The 16575-nt window shown below is 66.6% G+C and carries 12 protein-coding genes; 5 read left to right on the top strand and 7 right to left on the bottom strand.

Features of this window, described 5'->3' with window-relative positions; translation table 11 throughout:
* Positions 1-29 precede the first annotated feature (29 nt).
* Positions 30-341: a cell division protein ZapA gene (locus ABIB42_RS16070; protein ID WP_005665654.1), complete on the bottom strand. Its 312-nt coding sequence runs from the start codon at positions 339-341 to the stop codon at positions 30-32.
* Positions 338-637, bottom strand: coding sequence for a hypothetical protein (locus ABIB42_RS16075; RefSeq protein WP_005665653.1), 300 nt, complete (start codon positions 635-637; stop codon positions 338-340). Before ABIB42_RS16075 ends, ABIB42_RS16070 begins: the two co-directional genes overlap by 4 nt.
* Before the next feature lie 387 nt (positions 638-1024).
* On the opposite strand from ABIB42_RS16075, the gene groES reads away from it, so the two are divergent.
* Positions 1025-1315, top strand: coding sequence for a co-chaperone GroES (groES, locus tag ABIB42_RS16080; protein WP_005665652.1), 291 nt, complete (start codon positions 1025-1027; stop codon positions 1313-1315).
* 46 nt (positions 1316-1361) lie between these two features.
* Positions 1362-3008: a chaperonin GroEL gene (groL, locus tag ABIB42_RS16085; RefSeq protein ID WP_005665651.1), complete on the top strand. Its 1647-nt coding sequence runs from the start codon at positions 1362-1364 to the stop codon at positions 3006-3008.
* Positions 3009-3133: 125 nt separating this feature from the next.
* On the opposite strand, the gene ABIB42_RS16090 is transcribed toward groL, so the two are convergent.
* Positions 3134-4306, bottom strand: a complete 1173-nt coding sequence (locus ABIB42_RS16090; RefSeq protein ID WP_219861110.1) for a PEP-CTERM sorting domain-containing protein — start codon at positions 4304-4306, stop codon at positions 3134-3136.
* A gap of 347 nt (positions 4307-4653) precedes the next feature.
* Between ABIB42_RS16090 and ABIB42_RS16095 the strand changes: the two genes are divergently transcribed.
* A complete protein-coding gene (locus ABIB42_RS16095; protein WP_005665649.1) occupies positions 4654-5124 on the top strand; it encodes a hypothetical protein in 471 nt (156 codons plus the stop codon).
* An 18-nt stretch (positions 5125-5142) separates the two neighbouring features.
* On the opposite strand, the gene ABIB42_RS16100 is transcribed toward ABIB42_RS16095, so the two are convergent.
* Positions 5143-6993 (bottom strand): glucokinase, encoded by a 1851-nt coding sequence (locus ABIB42_RS16100; protein WP_219861112.1) that lies wholly within the window; start codon positions 6991-6993, stop codon positions 5143-5145.
* Positions 6993-8633 (bottom strand): alpha-amylase family glycosyl hydrolase, encoded by a 1641-nt coding sequence (locus ABIB42_RS16105; RefSeq protein ID WP_005665647.1) that lies wholly within the window; start codon positions 8631-8633, stop codon positions 6993-6995. The genes ABIB42_RS16100 and ABIB42_RS16105 overlap by 1 nt, the downstream gene beginning before the upstream one ends.
* 257 nt (positions 8634-8890) lie before the next feature.
* Here ABIB42_RS16105 and ABIB42_RS16110 point away from each other — a divergent pair, with 257 nt between their 5' ends.
* A complete protein-coding gene (locus ABIB42_RS16110) occupies positions 8891-10471 on the top strand; it encodes an oligopeptide:H+ symporter (RefSeq protein WP_005665646.1) in 1581 nt (526 codons plus the stop codon).
* Positions 10472-10584: 113 nt separating this feature from the next.
* On the top strand, positions 10585-13302 hold the full coding sequence (locus tag ABIB42_RS16115) for an alpha-1,6-glucosidase domain-containing protein (protein WP_219861114.1): 2718 nt from the start codon (positions 10585-10587) through the stop codon (positions 13300-13302).
* Positions 13303-13304: 2 nt separating this feature from the next.
* Here the strand turns inward: ABIB42_RS16115 and ABIB42_RS16120 are convergent, their stop codons facing one another.
* Entirely contained in the window at positions 13305-15263 is a 1959-nt protein-coding gene (locus ABIB42_RS16120; protein WP_307729071.1) for a sensor domain-containing diguanylate cyclase, read from the bottom strand.
* A gap of 162 nt (positions 15264-15425) precedes the next feature.
* Positions 15426-16541 (bottom strand): glycerophosphodiester phosphodiesterase, encoded by a 1116-nt coding sequence (locus ABIB42_RS16125; protein ID WP_219861118.1) that lies wholly within the window; start codon positions 16539-16541, stop codon positions 15426-15428.
* Positions 16542-16575 lie beyond the last annotated feature (34 nt).

Here is a 16575-nt window from a genome sequence, read left to right on the forward strand (position 1 = left end):
TGATCCGTCATGTCAAATGGATTCGGTTTTCAGAAAAGATTTTCCTGGGGCGTCAGCGCCTTGTCGAGCACGGTGTGCATCGCTTCCAGTTTTTGCTTGACTTCGAGAATCGACATGTCCGACAGCGGTCCCTGCGGCGACTTGACCGACAGGAATTCCGCGGCGACGCTCAGCGCGGCCATCACGGCGATGCGGTCGGTGCCCTTCACCTTGCCCGAATCGCGCAGCTGGCACATCTTGCCGTCGAGGTAGGCCACCGCTTCGCGCAGGGTGCGCTCTTCGCCGTCGCGGCAGGCCAGGCGGTAGGGCTGGCCCATGATGGTGACGTCGAGATGGATCATCGTTGCTCCTGCTGGCGGGCGGCATGCGCGAGATGGAGCGGCCGCGGTTCATCCGGCCCGGGCTCGGGTTGCCCACCCTCGCCTTCGGCTTGCGCTTCGCCCGGCGGCTTGGGCAACTCGTCGAGCAGCGCCTCGACCCGGCGCTGGGCCTCGAACAGGCGCTCCTTGAATGCCAGGTTCTCGGCGCTGAGCAGGGTATTGGCCTGACGCAGCAAATAGTTCTCGGCGCGCAACGACTGGGTCAGCTGGGCGAGCCGGTCGATTTTGTCTGAGAGGTCTTGGAATTCGGAAATCATTCGACACTATAGGATCGAGAGGGATTTTCCGTCAACCGAATCGCGCTGCGGTGCGGCATGCCGCGCCCGCCGCCGGCCGTCCCGGCTGCCTGGCGTGCGGCAGGAAAGCGCCAGGCGGTGTACGCTGCCCGCCTCTTGCCAGGTTCGCACCGGGTGGCGAGAGATGCCAAAAACACATTGCTTGAAGCCCTGAAGGCTTGTGCCAGCTCAAGCGCACGAAAGTATTTAGCAATCTTGCTGCTTGAAATGGCAAATTATCGTCCCTATAATTAGCACTCGTTAGTAGAGAGTGCTAACAACTCTTTGCAGACCGACGCGGTGCTTGCCACAAGACTGCGACGGTGTCAAAAAACGCAAGTTAAACCACTGAATATTAAGGAGTTTTGCATGAACCTTCGTCCTCTGCACGATCGCGTTATCGTGAAGCGCCTCGACCAGGAAACCAAGACTGCGTCCGGCCTGATCATTCCTGATGCCGCGGCAGAGAAGCCAGACCAAGGCGAAGTCCTCGCCGTCGGTAACGGCAAAGTGCAAGACAACGGCCAGGTTCGTCCGCTGGAAGTGAAAGTCGGCGACCGCGTGCTGTTCGGTAAGTACTCCGGCCAGGCCGTCAAGGTCAATGGCGAAGAACTGCTGGTGATGCGCGAAGAAGACATCATGGCCGTCGTGGCCCAGTAAGTCTCATTCCCTGACCCCATTCACGATACATTCGGAGAAATAACAAATGGCAGCTAAAGAAGTAGTGTTCGGCGACGCAGCGCGCGCCAAGATGGTCGAAGGCGTCAATGTCCTGGCCAACGCAGTCAAGGTCACCCTGGGCCCGAAAGGCCGCAACGTCGTGCTCGAGCGCTCGTTCGGCGCCCCGACCGTCACCAAGGATGGTGTCTCGGTCGCAAAAGAAATCGAACTGAAAGACAAGCTCCAGAACATGGGCGCGCAGATGGTCAAGGAAGTCGCTTCCAAGACCAGCGACAACGCCGGTGACGGCACCACCACCGCGACCGTGCTGGCACAAGCCATCGTGCGCGAAGGCATGAAGTTCGTTGCCGCCGGCATGAACCCGATGGACCTGAAGCGCGGCATCGACAAGGCCGTCGCAGCGACCGTCGAAGAACTGAAGAAGATCGCCAAGCCAACCACCACCTCGAAAGAAATCGCGCAAGTCGGCGCGATCTCGGCCAACTCGGAAACCTCGATCGGCGAGCGCATCGCCGAGGCAATGGAAAAAGTCGGCAAGGAAGGCGTCATCACCGTCGAAGACGGCAAGTCGCTGAACGATGAGCTGGACATCGTGGAAGGCATGCAGTTCGACCGCGGCTACCTGTCGCCGTACTTCATCAACAACCCGGACAAGCAAGTCGCCGTCCACGAGCAGCCGTTCATCCTGCTGTGCGACAAGAAGATCTCGAACATCCGTGACCTGCTGCCGGTGCTGGAGCAAGTCGCCAAGGCCGGCCGTCCGCTGGTCATCATCGCCGAAGACATCGAAGGCGAAGCGCTGGCGACCCTGGTCGTCAACAACATCCGTGGCATCCTGAAGACCGTCGCCGTCAAGGCGCCAGGCTTCGGCGACCGCCGCAAGGCCATGCTGGAAGACATCGCCATCCTGACCGGTGGCCAGGTCATCGCCGAAGAAGTCGGCCTGACCCTGGAAAAGGTCACCCTGGCCGAACTGGGCCAGGCTTCGCGCATCGAAGTCGGCAAGGAAAACACCATCATCATCGACGGCGCCGGCCAGGCTGAATCGATCGAAGGCCGCGTCAAGCAGATCCGCGCCCAGATCGAAGAAGCGACCTCGGACTACGACCGCGAAAAACTGCAAGAGCGCGTGGCCAAGCTGGCCGGCGGCGTTGCCGTGATCCGCGTCGGTGCAGCCACCGAAGTCGAGATGAAAGAGAAGAAGGCACGTGTCGAAGACGCGCTGCACGCAACCCGCGCTGCCGTCGAAGAAGGCATCGTGCCAGGCGGCGGCGTGGCCCTGCTGCGCGCCCGCGCTACCCTGGACGTCAAGGGCGACAACCCTGACCAGGACGCCGGCATCAAGATCGTCCTGCGCGCCATGGAAGAGCCGCTGCGCATGATCGTCCAGAACGCGGGCGACGAGCCATCGGTCGTGGTCGCAGCCGTCCTGGGCGGCACCGGCAACTACGGCTACAACGCCGCCAACGGCACCTATGGCGACATGGTCGAAATGGGCGTGCTGGATCCAGCCAAGGTCACCCGCTCGGCACTGCAGAACGCAGCGTCGATCGCCGGCCTGATGCTGACCACCGACTGCATGGTCTCGGAAGTCGTCGAAGACAAGCCAGCCGGCGGCATGGGCGGCATGGGTGGCATGGGCGGCATGGGCGGCATGGACGGCATGATGTAATCCAGCCGGTCGCCTGGCGCGCCGCGGCAACGCCGGCGCGCCAGTCCTCCACGACGAAAAGCCCGCGAGGTTCACGCCTCGCGGGCTTTTTGCTGTCCGACATACTGAAAAACCGGGACGGCGGCTCAGCGCCGGGCGCGCGGCCCCTTGCGGCGCAGCCACAGCATGGCCGCCATGGCCACGCCGCCCAGCCACAGGGTGCCGGGCTCCGGCACGTCGACCGGATCGTTCGGCTCGACCTCGGTATCGTCCGGGGGCAGGCCCGGGGTGCCCGGCGTGCCCGGCGTATCGGGGCCACCCGGCGTATCGGGTCCACCCGGCGTGCCGGGCACGCCAGGCGTGGGCAGCGGCAGCTCCGGGTTCGGACCCGGGCCGGGATCGGGATCGGAGCCCGGACCGGTTCCGGTTTCCGGCGTCGGTGTCGACGGCGTCGGCGTATCCGGCGGGCTGCCGCCCGTGTCGCCGGGATTGCCTCCCCCGCCAGTGCCGCCATCGCCCTCGCTGGCGTTGCCCGGCGTCGGGTTGCCAGCGGCTGGCGGCGCCGTCGCGCCATCGCCGCTGCCATCGCCCAGCGTGCCGCCGCTCGAGATGCCCGAGCCATACCGCGCGGGCGGGCTGCCCATGAGGTCGGCCAGGCGCGGCTGCGCGACCGGCGCGGCGCCGCGCAGCAGGCCGGCGCCGTCCGGGAACACGTCGGGGTAGTAAGCCGGTCCTGCTCCGGGACCGTCGTCGAGTCCCTCCAGGCCGGCCGCCACCGCCATCAGGCCGCCGCCATCCTCGGTGACGAAGGAATCGAGTTCCGATTCGGTCGGGCCATTGGCTTCGACCGGGTACATCGGCACGTCCGAAATCCGGTTGGCGCAGCGCGCCCGCATCTCGTTCCTGCCGTCGGTGAGCAAGGTTTCGCCCGGCGCCAGCATGAGTTTCTTCTTTGTCCAGTACACCCGGTTGCCCTTACGGTACGACACGTACACGGCGCGCGGCTTGGTGACGGTGACCGCACGCGCGTTGGCGACGTCGAAGCCGGCATAGTGCGCCGCGACCACGGCGTCGGTGCGGATGACGCGCGCCAGCTCGTCCGCGTCCGCCACGCCGCCGGGAATGATCGAGAACGGATAGACGCGCCGCGCGGCGCCCTGCTCCGCGGCCGGCGCCGCACTGGCGGCGGCCGGCGCGATGGCGGCGCTGGGGCTCGCGCCGACATGGATGACCTCGTCCGGCTTGCGGTCCAGCCAGGTCCAGTCGATGTCCAGCGGCGGCGCCAGCACGCCCGCGACGCCCGTGGCAAGGCCCAGCATGGCAAGGATGCCAAGACGCTTTTCGCGTTGCGACGCTTTGACGAGGCGGCGGCTGTAGGCAGAGCGGCAGCGGTCCATGGGGACGAGTGGTGAGGGTGCAAAGTAGGAGTGGTCCTACAGAATAGCATTATTTCTATGAATAAATTACGGTTCCATGGTGAAAAATGTGATTTCGTGGCAAAAAACACGAATTACTTTCTGTATAGAAATATTTCGCACGACAGGCGCAAAGCATCGTTGCAATGCCCTTGCGTTCCGCGCAATCGATGCAGTCGGTCAGACGGCATCCGTGTTGCTGGTCGAACACGCATGGTTTACCATGACCGCCTGCCCTCACGAGACCCGCCATGTCCACACGCGCCGCTTCTTATTCTCCCTTGCGCCTGACCATTGCCGCACTGATGCTGTGCTGCGCCGTCGCCGGCTGCAAGCGCGCCGAACGCGAAGCGCCGCCGGCGCCGGCGCCGGCCGCGCCAAGCGTTCACGTGCCGGCGCACACGAAGGAAGAAGCGATGGCCTCGCTGCTGGCGTTGCCGGAACTGCAGGCGTGGTCGCGCCAGATCGAGCAGCGCAGCCAGGGCAAGGCGCGCGGCGCCGTGATCGAGGACGATCCGGTCCCGCGCGAAGTCAACGGCAAGAAGTATTACCAGCTGAGTTTTGTCGAGAACCGCGCCGAGGATGCGCGCCGCCGCGAGAGCTTCCTGGTGGCCCAGGACGGCAGCGAGATCCTGGTCGACGACGCCGATTCGGACACCCTGCTCAGCCTCCAGGAATGGCGCCGCACCATCGAGCGCGTGGATATCAAGAGCGCCAACTGACGCCGTGCGCCGCGGCGCTCAGCTGTCCAGGTGAGAGATGAGCAAGCGGCGCGGATCCTGGCCGGCGCCCTGCCCATGCTGGCCATCGACCGAGATCCCCACCGCCATGATGTCGATCAGCAGCAACTGCAGGATGCGCGAGATCATCGACAGGAAGCTGGTGCTGTCCTCGCTGTGATCGACCGCCAGGCATACGCTGGCCTTGCGCGCCAGCGGCGACTGGCTGTTGCTGATGGCGATCACGTCGGCGCCGGCGGCGCGCGCGATGTCCACCGCCTGCAGCAGCTCCGGCAAGCCGCCCGAATTCGAGACCGCGATCACCACGTCGCCCGGCCCCAGCAAGCCCGCGGCCAGCGTGAACAGGTGGGCGTCGCCATACAGCGCGGTCGGGATCTTGAAACGGAAGAATTTGTGCTGGCCATCCAGCGCCACCGCGCGCGAATTGCCGAGCGCATAGAACTCGACGCGCCGCGCGCGGCTCACGAGTTCGATCGCGCGGTCGAGCGAGCGCACGTCGAGCTGGTCGCGGAAGCGCAGGATGGCGGAGACCGTGTTGTCGATCACCTTGGCCGACAGATCGTGGGTGCTGTCGCTCATGCGCACCTGGCTGTGGCGCACGGGGATCGCGCCGGTCAGGCTGCTCGCGAACTTGAGCTTGAATTCGGCCAGGCCCTGGAAGCCCAGCGAGCGGCAGAAGCGGATCACGGTCGGCTGGCTCACGTCGGCCAGGCGCGCGATCTCGGCGATCGGTTCGTTCAGCACCGTGCGCGGATGCTCGAGCACGAGCGTCGCCACCCGCGCCTCGGCCGGCGACAGCTCTTCGCGTAGTTGCCCGATGCGTTCCATCAGCGTGTTGGCGCCGCTGCGCCCGCGCAGGTGCTCGGCCAGGATGGTCGCCACGCCGTGGAAGGCGGGGTTCGGCGTGGTGATCACATAGGTCGGGATATCCGCCAGGTAGTCGGAAAAGCGTCCCTTGGCCTCGAACCGCGTGCGAAACGGCGAGCGCGCGAACCATTCGCCGAGGCGCGGCACGATGCCGCCGCCGATGAAGATGCCGCCGAAGGCGCCCAGGGTCACCGCCAGGTTGGCGGCGGCGCCGCCCAGCATGCCGCAGAAGCACTCCAGCGTCTCCAGGCACAGCGGGTCGTCGGCCTCGAGCGCGCCGGCCACGATGGCGGCCGCGCTGCGCTCTTCGGCCCTGACGCCGTTGCGGTCGGCCAGCGCGCGGTAGATGACTTCCATGCCCGGCCCCGAGATCAGGCGCTCGTTCGACACGTGCGGCCATTCGCGCCAGGCGTATTGCAGGATGGCGAACTCGCGCTCGTCGGCCGGCGCGAAGTTGACGTGGCCGCCCTCGCTGCCCAGCGTGACGAAGCCGTCCGCGGTCGGGATCCCGCCCGACACGCCCAGGCCCGTGCCGGGCCCCAGCACGCCGATGACGGCGCCCGGCACGGGCGTGCCCGGCCCCACCTGCATCAGGTCTTCCTTGGCGAAGCCCGGCAGCGCGGTGGCCAGCGCGGTGAAGTCGTTGACGATCAACAGGGTCGACAGGCCCAGCTCGCGCCGCACCGCGTCGGTGGAGAACTCCCAGGCGCGGTTGGTCATGCGCACGTAGTCGCCGTTGATCGGGTTGGCGACCGCGAATGCGCCGTGGTTCAGCCGCACGTCCTCATGCTCTGCCAGGTAATGGCGCAGCAGCGGGACGATGCCCTCGAAGTCGTCGCAGCGCAGCACCTGGACCGAGCGAAACACTCCCGGCGCGGTCTGCAGCGCGAAGCGCGCGTGAGTTGCGCCGATGTCGGCCAGCAGGCGCGGGCCGTCGGCGAACGCCGTGCGCGCGAACTTTTCCGGCTCCTGCTGGATAGTCATCAGCCCTCCGCGCGTTCCAGGCCGAACCAGGCGCCGAACGGCGGCAGGGTCACGCGGCCGCCCCGGGCGTCGCCGGCCAGGCCGTCGACCGCGAGGCGGTCGGTGGCTTCGGTGGCCGGCCAGTCGAACGTGACTTCCGCGTTCGACAGGTTGAACGCCGCCAGCACGCTGCGCTCGCCCTCCAGGTCGCGGCGCAGGGCCAGCACCGGCTCCGGCGCGTCGATGAAGGCGATCTCGCCGCGCGTCAGCTGCGGCATGGTGCGGCGCAGGGCGATGAAGCGGCGCTGGAAGTTCAGCATCGAATCGGGGTCCTTGTCCTGCAGGTCGACCGCGGCGGCGGCGTGCGAGGGCTCGACCGGCAGCCACGGCTTGCCCGTGGTGAAGCCGGCGTGCGGCGCGGCGGCCTGCCACGGCATCGGGGTGCGGCAGCCGTCGCGGCCCTTGAACTCGGGCCAGAAGGTGATGCCGTACGGGTCCTGCAGCAGTTCGAACGGCACGTCGGCTTCGTGCAGCGCCAGCTCGTCGCCCTGGTACAGGCAGGGGGTGCCCTTGAGCGAGAGCTGCATCGCCAGCACCATCTTGGCAAAGCCGGCGGTGGCGTGCGGGCCGCCCCAGCGCGTCATCACGCGGATCGCGTCATGGTTGCCGACCGACCAGGAAGCCCAGCCTTCCTCGACGCGGCGCTCGAAGTCTTCCACTTGCGCGCGGATGTGGGCAGCGGTGAACACCGGCGTCAGGAAGTTGAAGCTGTAGGCCATGTGCAGCTTGTTCCCGCCCGCCATGTACTCGTTCATCTGGGCCAGCGCGTCGTCCGAGCTGATCTCGCCGATCGAGACCGCGCCGAATTCATCCAGCTGGGCGCGCAGTTGCTCCAGGAAGGCGATGTTCTCGGGCTGGGTCTTGTCGTAGATGTGGGCCTGCATGCCGTACGGGTTCACGTCGGTCACGGTCGAGGTGTCGCGCACCAGCGCCGGCGGATTGCTGCGCAACTGGCGGTCGTGGAAGTGGAACACGCAGGCGTCCAGGCGCACGCCGTCGACGCCGCGCTCGAGCCAGAAGCGCTGGGCCGCCAGGTGGGCTTTCTGCACCTCGGGATTGTGGAAGTTCAGCTGCGGCTGGCTCACCAGGAAGTTGTGCATGTAGTACTGCTTGCGGCGGGTATCCCATTGCCAGGCCGAGCCGCCGAACACCGACAGCCAGTTGTTCGGCGGGTTGCCGTCCGGGAGCGGATCGGCCCAGACGTACCAGTCCGATTTCGGGTTGTCGCGGTTGGAACGGCTTTCGACGAACCAGGGGTGGGAGTCGGCGGTGTGCGACATCACCTGGTCGATCATGATCTTCAGGCCCAGGCCATGCGCCTTGGCGACCAGGCGGTCGAAGTCGGCCAGGGTGCCGAACATCGGGTCGACGTCGCAGTAATCGGCGATGTCGTAGCCGAAGTCGCGCATCGGCGACTTGAAGAACGGCGACAGCCAGACGATGTCCACGCCCAGGCTCGCGATGTAGTCGAGCTTCTCGGTGATGCCGGCCAGGTCGCCGATGCCGTCGCCGTTCGTGTCGAGGTAGCTGCGCGGATAAACCTGGTAGATGATGGCGTCGCGCCACCAGTTCGGATTCGTCGTGGTCGGGATCTGGGTCATGGCTGGTCCGTGGTTTGGAATTCTAGGCAATATACAGGACGCAACAAAACTTGACAATTCCGGAAGTTTTCTAAAAATCCATAATTTATCCTTACGATTCAATACCTTGGCGTTTCGAAAACGTTTCCAGCAGCGTTGCGTGCGTAACTAAACTACGTCGATATGTTTCTCGTTTGTTTCACAACAATATTTTTATTGCAAAGTGAACCGCCCTCGTCATAGCATCGCGTCTGTTTGACATTTCAAGGAAGCGGTCGATGACTGATCTAGCAAAACCAGGTTCCGGGCGAATGCCGCGGCAGATTCCCTACATCATTGCCAACGAAGGCTGCGAGCGCTTCAGCTTTTATGGGATGCGCAACATCCTGACGCCCTTCCTGATCACGACGCTCCTGATGTTCCTGCCGGAAGACATGCGCACCGGCGAAGCCAAGCACGTGTTCCACACCTTCGTGATCGGCGTGTACTTCTTCCCGCTGCTGGGCGGCTGGCTGGCCGACCGCTACTTCGGCAAGTACAACACGGTGTTCTGGCTCAGCCTCGTGTATTGCGCGGGCCACGCCTGCCTGGCCATCTTCGAGGACAACGTCAACGGCTTCTATTTCGGCCTGTTCCTGATCGCGCTCGGCTCGGGCGGCATCAAGCCGCTGGTGGCCTCCTTCGTCGGCGACCAGTTCGACCAGACCAACAAGGACAAGGCGAAGATCGTGTTCGACGCCTTCTACTGGATCATCAACTTCGGCTCGTTCTTCGCTTCGCTGCTGATGCCGGTGCTGCTGCGCGACTACGGTCCGGCCTGGGCCTTCGGCGTGCCCGGCATCCTGATGTTCATCGCCACCATGGTGTTCTGGAGCGGCAAGAAGAAATACGTGCACGTGCCGCCGGCGCCGCCGAATCCGCACTCCTTCATGCAGGTGGCCAAGACCGCCCTTCTGGCCAAGGAACCCGGCCAGGGCCGTCCGGGCCTGAACGTGGCCCTGATCGGCGCCGCGGGCGCCGTGGTCTCGCTGGCGATGTCGGTGCAGTGGGGCTTCGTGATCGGCGCCTGCACCGCGCTGGTGCTGCTGATGGCCTTCGGCGGCATCGGCGCCTCGATGCAGCTGGACCGCGCGCGCGGCATCCATCCGCAAGAGGCCGTGGACGGCGTGCGCGCCGTGCTGCGCATCCTGATCGTGTTCGCGCTGGTGACGCCGTTCTGGTCGCTGTTCGACCAGAAGGCCTCGACCTGGATCGTGCAGGCCAATGAAATGACGACGCAGGTCAGCTTCCTCGGCTGGACCTTCGACGTCATCCCGGCCCAGATGCAGGCCCTGAATCCGCTGCTGGTGATGATCCTGATCCCGGTGAACAACCTGCTCCTGTTCCCCCTGCTGCGTAAACTCGGCATCGAACCTTCGCCGCTGCGCCGCATGACCGCCGGCATCGTGCTGTCGGCCGCCGCCTGGATCGTGGTCGGCAACCTGCAGGTGGCGCTCGACGCCGGCGATCCGGTCTCGATCGCCTGGCAGATCGCGCCGTATGCGCTGCTGACCCTGGGCGAGGTGCTGGTCTCGGCGACCGGCCTCGAATTCGCCTACAGCCAGGCCCCGGCCTCGATGAAGGGTGTGATCATGGCCCTGTGGTACCTGGCCGTCACGGTCGGCAACCTGTGGGTGCTGATCGTGAACGCGAGCGTCAAGAACGAGTCGGTGGTGGGCTATATCGAAGGCACCGGCATGGGCGTGATGGCGGCGCAGATGTATTTCTTCGCCGGCTTCGCGCTGCTGTCGGCGCTGGTGTTCGGCTGGTATGCGACGCGCTACAAGATGGTCGACCATTATCGCGGCAACGCCGCGTAAATCGTGGGGTGGACGGCTCTGCCGTCCACGCGTCCAATCTCCCTCAAACCTGTCTATCCTGGCGGTGTGCTCCGGTCGCTTGAACGCGTGGACGGGGGACCCGTCCACCCTACATGAGCAAACTTCATCTCGCCCTCGTCGCGGCCTCACTCTCCACGACCGCCTATGCGGCCGTGCCTCTCGATACCTGCAACAGCGCCGGCTTCCAGGAAGTCCTGCAAGCCAATGGCGAACAGCTCGACGCGCGCGCCGTCTGGCTCGACAAGCGCCTGGTGCGCTGGCCCGGCGCCCCGCTCGATGGGCGCTTCCGCCTGTACCACTCCCCTGCCGCATCGATCAATGCCAAGGCCGGCGGCAAGGTCGCCGGCGCCGCCGGTTCGATCAAGCTCGACATCTCGCCCACCGCCGTCCCGCAAGCCGCAAGCGAGCGTTTCAAATGGGTCGCCACCGGTCCGACCCTGCGCGTGGCGGACGGCGACCTGTCGCGCCTGCCCGCCTTGCACCGCGAACAGCTGGTGCTGGTGCAGGAAGACGCGCGCGGCATGGTGGTCGCCGCCACCCGCATCCAGTCGGCCGGGGCGCTCGACGACCTGTACGCCGCCGCCGAAGCCATCCCCGACCTCGGCGCCACGCCAACCGCGAACCAGACCGGCTTCAAGCTGTGGGCGCCGACCGCGCGCCAGGTGGCGGTCTGCACCTATGACGGCCCGACGGCCAAGGCGAGCGCCGTGCACGCGATGCAGCTCGACGAGAAGACCGGCGCCTGGGCGACCAGCCTGCCGCGCGACCTGTCGGGCACGTATTACAAATACGCGGTCGACGTCGTCGTGCCCGGCGCCGGCCTGGTGCGCAACCTGGTCACCGATCCGTATTCGGTCAGCCTGAACGCGGATTCGAAGCGCAGCTACATCGCCGACCTCGATGCGCCGCACCTCAAGCCGCGCGGCTGGGACGACACCCGTCCGCCGGCCACGGTGCAGGCCCCGACCGACATGGTCATCTACGAGCTGCACGTGCGCGACTTCTCGCTGATCGACGAGACCGTGCCAGAGTCCAAGCGCGGCAAGTACACCGCCTTTTCCGAGACGAACTCGAACGGCATGAAGCACCTGCGCGCGCTGGCGCAAGCCGGCCTGACCGACGTGCACCTGCTGCCGGTGTACGACATCGGCAGCATCCCGGAAGTGGGTTGCGCGATGCCGCAACCGTCCGGCGCGCCGGACGGCGAAAGCCAGCAGGCATTGATCGGCAAGACCGCGCATACCGACTGCTTCAACTGGGGCTACGACCCGCAGCACTTCAACGCGGTCGAGGGCAGCTACGCCAGCGACCCGCAGGATGGCGCGCGCCGCATCGTCGAGTTCCGCGAGATGGTGATGAACCTGCACAATGCCGGCCTGCGGGTCGGCACGGACGTGGTCTACAACCACACCTTCATCGCCGGCCAGGAAGAAAAATCGATCCTCGACCGCGTGGTGCCGGGCTACTACCACCGCCTGGATGCGCGAGGCGCCATCGAGACCTCGACCTGCTGCTTCAACACGGCCACCGAGAACACGATGATGGCCAAGCTGATGATCGACTCGTCGGTGCTCTGGACCCGCCACTACAAGATCGATTCCTACCGCTTCGACCTGATGGGCCACCAGCCGCGCGCGGCGATGGAACGCCTGCAGAAAGAGGTGAACGAGGCCGCCGGCCGCCACGTGCAGCTGATCGGCGAAGGCTGGAACTTCGGCGAGGTTGCCGACGGCGCGCGCTTCGTGCAGGCCTCGCAGCTGTCGCTGAACGGCACCGGCATCGGCACCTTCAGCGATCGCGCGCGCGACGCCGTGCGCGGCGGCTCACCGGGCGACTCGGGCGAGATCGTCGTCCGCCAGCAGGGCTATATCAACGGCCTGGCGTACGACCCGAATGCACTGGGCGGCGACGCCAAGCCCGATGCCCTGCTGCGCGCGGCCGACCTGATCCGCGTCGGCCTGGCCGGCTCGGTGCGGAGTTTCCCGATGCAGACCTTCGACGGCAAGGTGCGCCAGCTGCAGGACATCGTCTACGGCGGCAACCAGCCGGCCGGCTATGCCAGCCAGCCGGCCGAGGCCGTGAACTACGTCGAGAACCATGACAACCAGACCCTGTACGACATCAACGCGCTCAAGCTGCCAGTGGCGACCAGCGCTGCCGAGCGCGCGCGGGTGCAGGCGCTGGGCATGGCGATCAACGCCTTCAGCCAGGGCGTGGCCTATTACCACGCCGGCATCGACGTGCTGCGCTCGAAATCCCTGGACCGCAACAGCTTCAATTCGGGCGACTGGTTCAACCGTCTCGACTGGACCTACCGGGACAACTTCTTCGGCACCGGCCTGCCGCCCGCCGCCGACAACGCGAAGGACTGGCCGCTGTTCAAGCCGCTGCTGGCCAACGCGGCCCTGAAGCCGGCCCCTGGCGACATCGCGTTCGCGCGCGACGCCTTCCGCGACCTGCTGCAAATCCGCGCCAGCTCCACGCTGCTGCGCCTGCGCAGCGCGGAAGACATCAATGCCCGCCTGCGTTTCTTCAACACCGGCCCGCAGCAGGTGCCGACCGTGCTCGCGGCCTGGATCGACGGCCAGGGCTATCCCGGCGCGAACTTCGCCGGCCTGGGCTACCTGGTGAACGTGGACAAGAAGGCGCACACCATCGACGCCGCGCTCCTGCGCGGCAAGAAGCTGCGCCTGCATCCGGTGCATGCCGCAAGCGGCGCGGCGGACCAGCGCGCGCGCGAGGCGCGCTTCGACAGCGCCCGCGGGACCTTCACGGTGCCGGCGCGCACGGCCGTGGTGTTCGTGGAGTAGGGTCAGGCGGCGGCGAGCGCCAGCGTGTCGGCCAGCCGGGCGATGGCGAAGGTGTTGCGGCCCCTTCCCTTGGCCTCGTACAACGCGCCGTCGGCCAGCTCGCTGATCGCCTGCGCCGTGACGCCGGGCGCGTCGGCCAGGCCGACGCCGATGGTGACGCCCACGGGAATCGCATGGCTACCGACCACGAACGGCGCTTCCATCGCCTGCATGATCTTCTTGGCCACCAGCTCGACGTCGCGCGGCGAGCCGACTTCGTCGAGCAGCACCGTGAATTCGTCGCCGGCCAGGCGCGCCACCAGGTCGGAGCTGCGCACCACATTGCGCACGCGGCGCGCGAACTCCACCAGCACCATGTCGCCCACCGCGTGGCCGTGGCTGTCGTTGATGCGCTTGAAGTGGTCGATGTCCAGGTACAGCAGGGCGAAGGCGCGCTCGCGCTGCGGCGCGCGCTGCACCGCCGCCTGCAGCGCCAGCTCGAACTGGCGCCGGTTCGGGATGCCAGTCAGCGCATCGGTATGCGCCAGCGCATGCAGGTTACGCTCGTGCATGCGCGCCGCGGTGGCGTCGGTGGTGAGGATGTAGACGCCGACCACCTTGCCGTCGCGCAGGTGCGGCAGGAAGGTCGAGTGCACGATGCGGATGTGCTTCTTGCGCACGATGTCGTGCTCACACTGCGAGGCCTTGCCTTCCAAGGCATCCTTCAGCGCTTCCTGCTGCTGCAACCAGTATTCTTCGCCGAAGGCCTCGACCATGGTCTGCCCGACCACCTGCTCAGGCGCCTTGCCCAGCCAGGACTGGTGCACCGCGTTGGCGAACACATAGCGGTGGTCCTGGTCGAGATGCGCGATCAGCACCGGCAGGTTGTCGGTGATCGTGCGCAGCCGCTCCTCGCTCTCGACCAGCCGGTCCCTCGACGCCTTCAGCTCGGTGACATCCTTCATCGCCACCACCGCGCCCAGGGTCTTGCCCTGGGCATTGCGCAGCGGCCGGCCGCTGGCCATCAGGGTGCAGGGCGAGCGGCCGTGCGGCGCGATCACCATCGCGCCGTCGCGCACCACCTCGCCCTTGAGCGCGCGCACCAGCGGCACCTCGTCCATCTCCATCGGCGTGCGGCCGTCGGCGTGGTGCAGCGAGTAGTACTGCGACCATTCGCTCGGCGCCACCGCCTTCAGGTCGCGGCCGTGGAAGTCGCGCGCGCTGCGGTTGAACAGCGTCAGGTTGCCGATGGCGTCGCAGGCGACCACCCCGACGTCGATCGATTCCAGCACCGCGTCCAGCAGTTCCTGTTTCTCTTCCAGCTGCAGGCGGATGCGCATGGACTCGGCCATCCGCTCTTCCAGCTCGGCGGTGCGGGCGGCGATGCGGGCTTCGAGTTCGGTGTTGAGCGACTTGAGCGCCTGCTCGGCGAGCATGCGCGCCATCACCGCCTTCATGTGATTCAGTTCGACTTCGACCAGTCCGGCCAGGTCCTTCAGCACCTGGCGCTCCTCGATGCTGAAGACGCGCGGCGCGCGGTCGATGATGCACAGCGTGCCGACCGCCTGGCCATCGCTGTAGACCGGCTGCCCGGCATAGAAACGGATATGCGGTTCGCCCGTCACCAGGACGTTGTCGGCGAAGCGCGGATCTCGTGCGGCATCCTCCACCACCAGCATGTCGCGCGCCTGCACGGTGTGGCTGCAGAACGAGATCGAGCGCGGCGTCTCCTGCGGTTCAAGACCGGTGCGCGACTTGAACCACTGCCGGTCGGCGTCGATCAGCGAGACGAGCGCGATCGGCACGCCGAAGGTCATCGCGGCGAGCCGCGTGTAGCGGTCGAAGCGGGTCTCGGGAGGCGTGTCGAGGATTTCAAGCTCGGCCAGCGCGGCAAGGCGGGCCTGTTCGTTGTTGGCGTAGGTGACGATGATGGTGCTCTTCCAAATACCGGTTCGGGGGCGGCGGGTCGAGGCCGGGACAATGCGGGGACGCCAGGGATGAGGGCGTCCACCGCCGAATCTTACATTGGGTTCCTAGTGGAAACTACTGTTTCCGAAGAGAGCGTTGCGTGGCGTAGACGCTTTTACGTACTCGCCGCCCGCCAGTCAATACGATGCGCTGCCGAGCGCATGACAGCATACAAATTAATGTTTCCGCATGGCATTAACAGCCCCCCGTCCAGTGGCTGGATCGTCGGTGAAAATCGCGTCCACACCGGCCTCCAGGTAGGCGCGGATCTCGCCCGCAGCATCGCCGCGCTGGCTGGGCGAATCGGTGGGCGCGGCGCGCAACCCGGCCGGCAAGAAGGGATTCTCGGGCCGCATGGTCCACACGTGGATCGCCAGCCCGGCGCCGCGCGCCTCCCGGACGAAGCGGGTCGGCGTGCCCAGTGCGCCGCCCGCGTCGCGCGGAATCACGATGGTCTTGTACGGCGCCACCACGTCGGCATAGCGCGCGATGGCGCGCAGTCCGTCCGGCGTGATCATGTCGGCATAGGTCAGGCCGCTGCCGGCGGCGACCGCATCGTGCGGGGCGCCGTCAGCGGCCACCAGCTGCACCAGGCGGTAGCCGGCCATCGCGTGCAGTTCCTTCAGGTTGCCGGTTTCGAAAGACTGGATGAACACGGCCGCATCCCGGCCGCGGTAGCCGTTCGCCGCCAGCACGTCCACCAGGCGGCGCTCGAGCGGCAGGCCGATCGACTTGAAGTAGCTCGGGTGCTTCAGCTCCGGGACCAGGCCGATGGTCTTGTTGCGCGCGCGGCTCTCGCCGTCGACCAGGTCGATGATCTCCTGCAGGGTCGGGATCGCATGCTGGTCATCGTACCTCGTGTTGGCGGGCCGGTTGGCGGGAATGCGCTCGCGTGCGCGCAGCTGTTTCAGTTCGGCGAGCGTGAAGTCTTCGGTGAACCAGCCGCTGACCGCCACGCCGTCGATGGTCTTGCTGGTCTTGCGTGCGGCGAACCGCGCCAGCTCGGCGACGTTGGTGGTGCCCGAGATCTCGTTCTCGTGACGCGCCACCAGCACGCCGTCGCGGGTGGCGACCAGGTCGGGCTCGACGCTGTCGGCGCCGTCCTCGATCGCCTTGCGGTAGGCGGCCAGCGTGTGCTCGGGCCGCAGGGCCGAGGCGCCGCGGTGGGCGATGACGCTGGGCGAAGGGGGCCAGGACTGGCCGGGGTTCTTCAGGTCGTGGCTGGCGCAGCCGCTGGCCAGCAGCGCGACGAATGCGCAGCCGAGGATGCGCGAGGATGGCGGGTGCCGCATGGGCTGTCTCCGGTTGCCGGACTTGTCCGCATTG

The sequence above is a fragment of the Massilia sp. UYP32 genome (assembly GCF_050434365.1).
GTDB classification, from domain to species: domain Bacteria; phylum Pseudomonadota; class Gammaproteobacteria; order Burkholderiales; family Burkholderiaceae_D; genus Telluria; species Telluria timonae.

Excerpts from the sequence above, each read along its gene's own strand:
- ABIB42_RS16070 (WP_005665654.1), bottom strand. The coding sequence starts at position 341 with ATGATCCATCTCGACGTCACCATCATGGGCCAGCCCTACCGCCTGGCC.
- ABIB42_RS16095 (WP_005665649.1), top strand. The coding sequence starts at position 4,654 with ATGTCCACACGCGCCGCTTCTTATTCTCCCTTGCGCCTGACCATTGCC.
- ABIB42_RS16110 (WP_005665646.1), top strand. The coding sequence starts at position 8,891 with ATGACTGATCTAGCAAAACCAGGTTCCGGGCGAATGCCGCGGCAGATT.
- ABIB42_RS16115 (WP_219861114.1), top strand. The coding sequence starts at position 10,585 with ATGAGCAAACTTCATCTCGCCCTCGTCGCGGCCTCACTCTCCACGACC.
- groES (WP_005665652.1), top strand. The coding sequence starts at position 1,025 with ATGAACCTTCGTCCTCTGCACGATCGCGTTATCGTGAAGCGCCTCGAC.
- ABIB42_RS16125 (WP_219861118.1), bottom strand. The coding sequence starts at position 16,541 with ATGCGGCACCCGCCATCCTCGCGCATCCTCGGCTGCGCATTCGTCGCG.
- ABIB42_RS16090 (WP_219861110.1), bottom strand. The coding sequence starts at position 4,306 with ATGCTGGGCCTTGCCACGGGCGTCGCGGGCGTGCTGGCGCCGCCGCTG.
- ABIB42_RS16075 (WP_005665653.1), bottom strand. The coding sequence starts at position 637 with ATGATTTCCGAATTCCAAGACCTCTCAGACAAAATCGACCGGCTCGCC.
- groL (WP_005665651.1), top strand. The coding sequence starts at position 1,362 with ATGGCAGCTAAAGAAGTAGTGTTCGGCGACGCAGCGCGCGCCAAGATG.
- ABIB42_RS16100 (WP_219861112.1), bottom strand. The coding sequence starts at position 6,993 with ATGACTATCCAGCAGGAGCCGGAAAAGTTCGCGCGCACGGCGTTCGCC.
- ABIB42_RS16105 (WP_005665647.1), bottom strand. The coding sequence starts at position 8,633 with ATGACCCAGATCCCGACCACGACGAATCCGAACTGGTGGCGCGACGCC.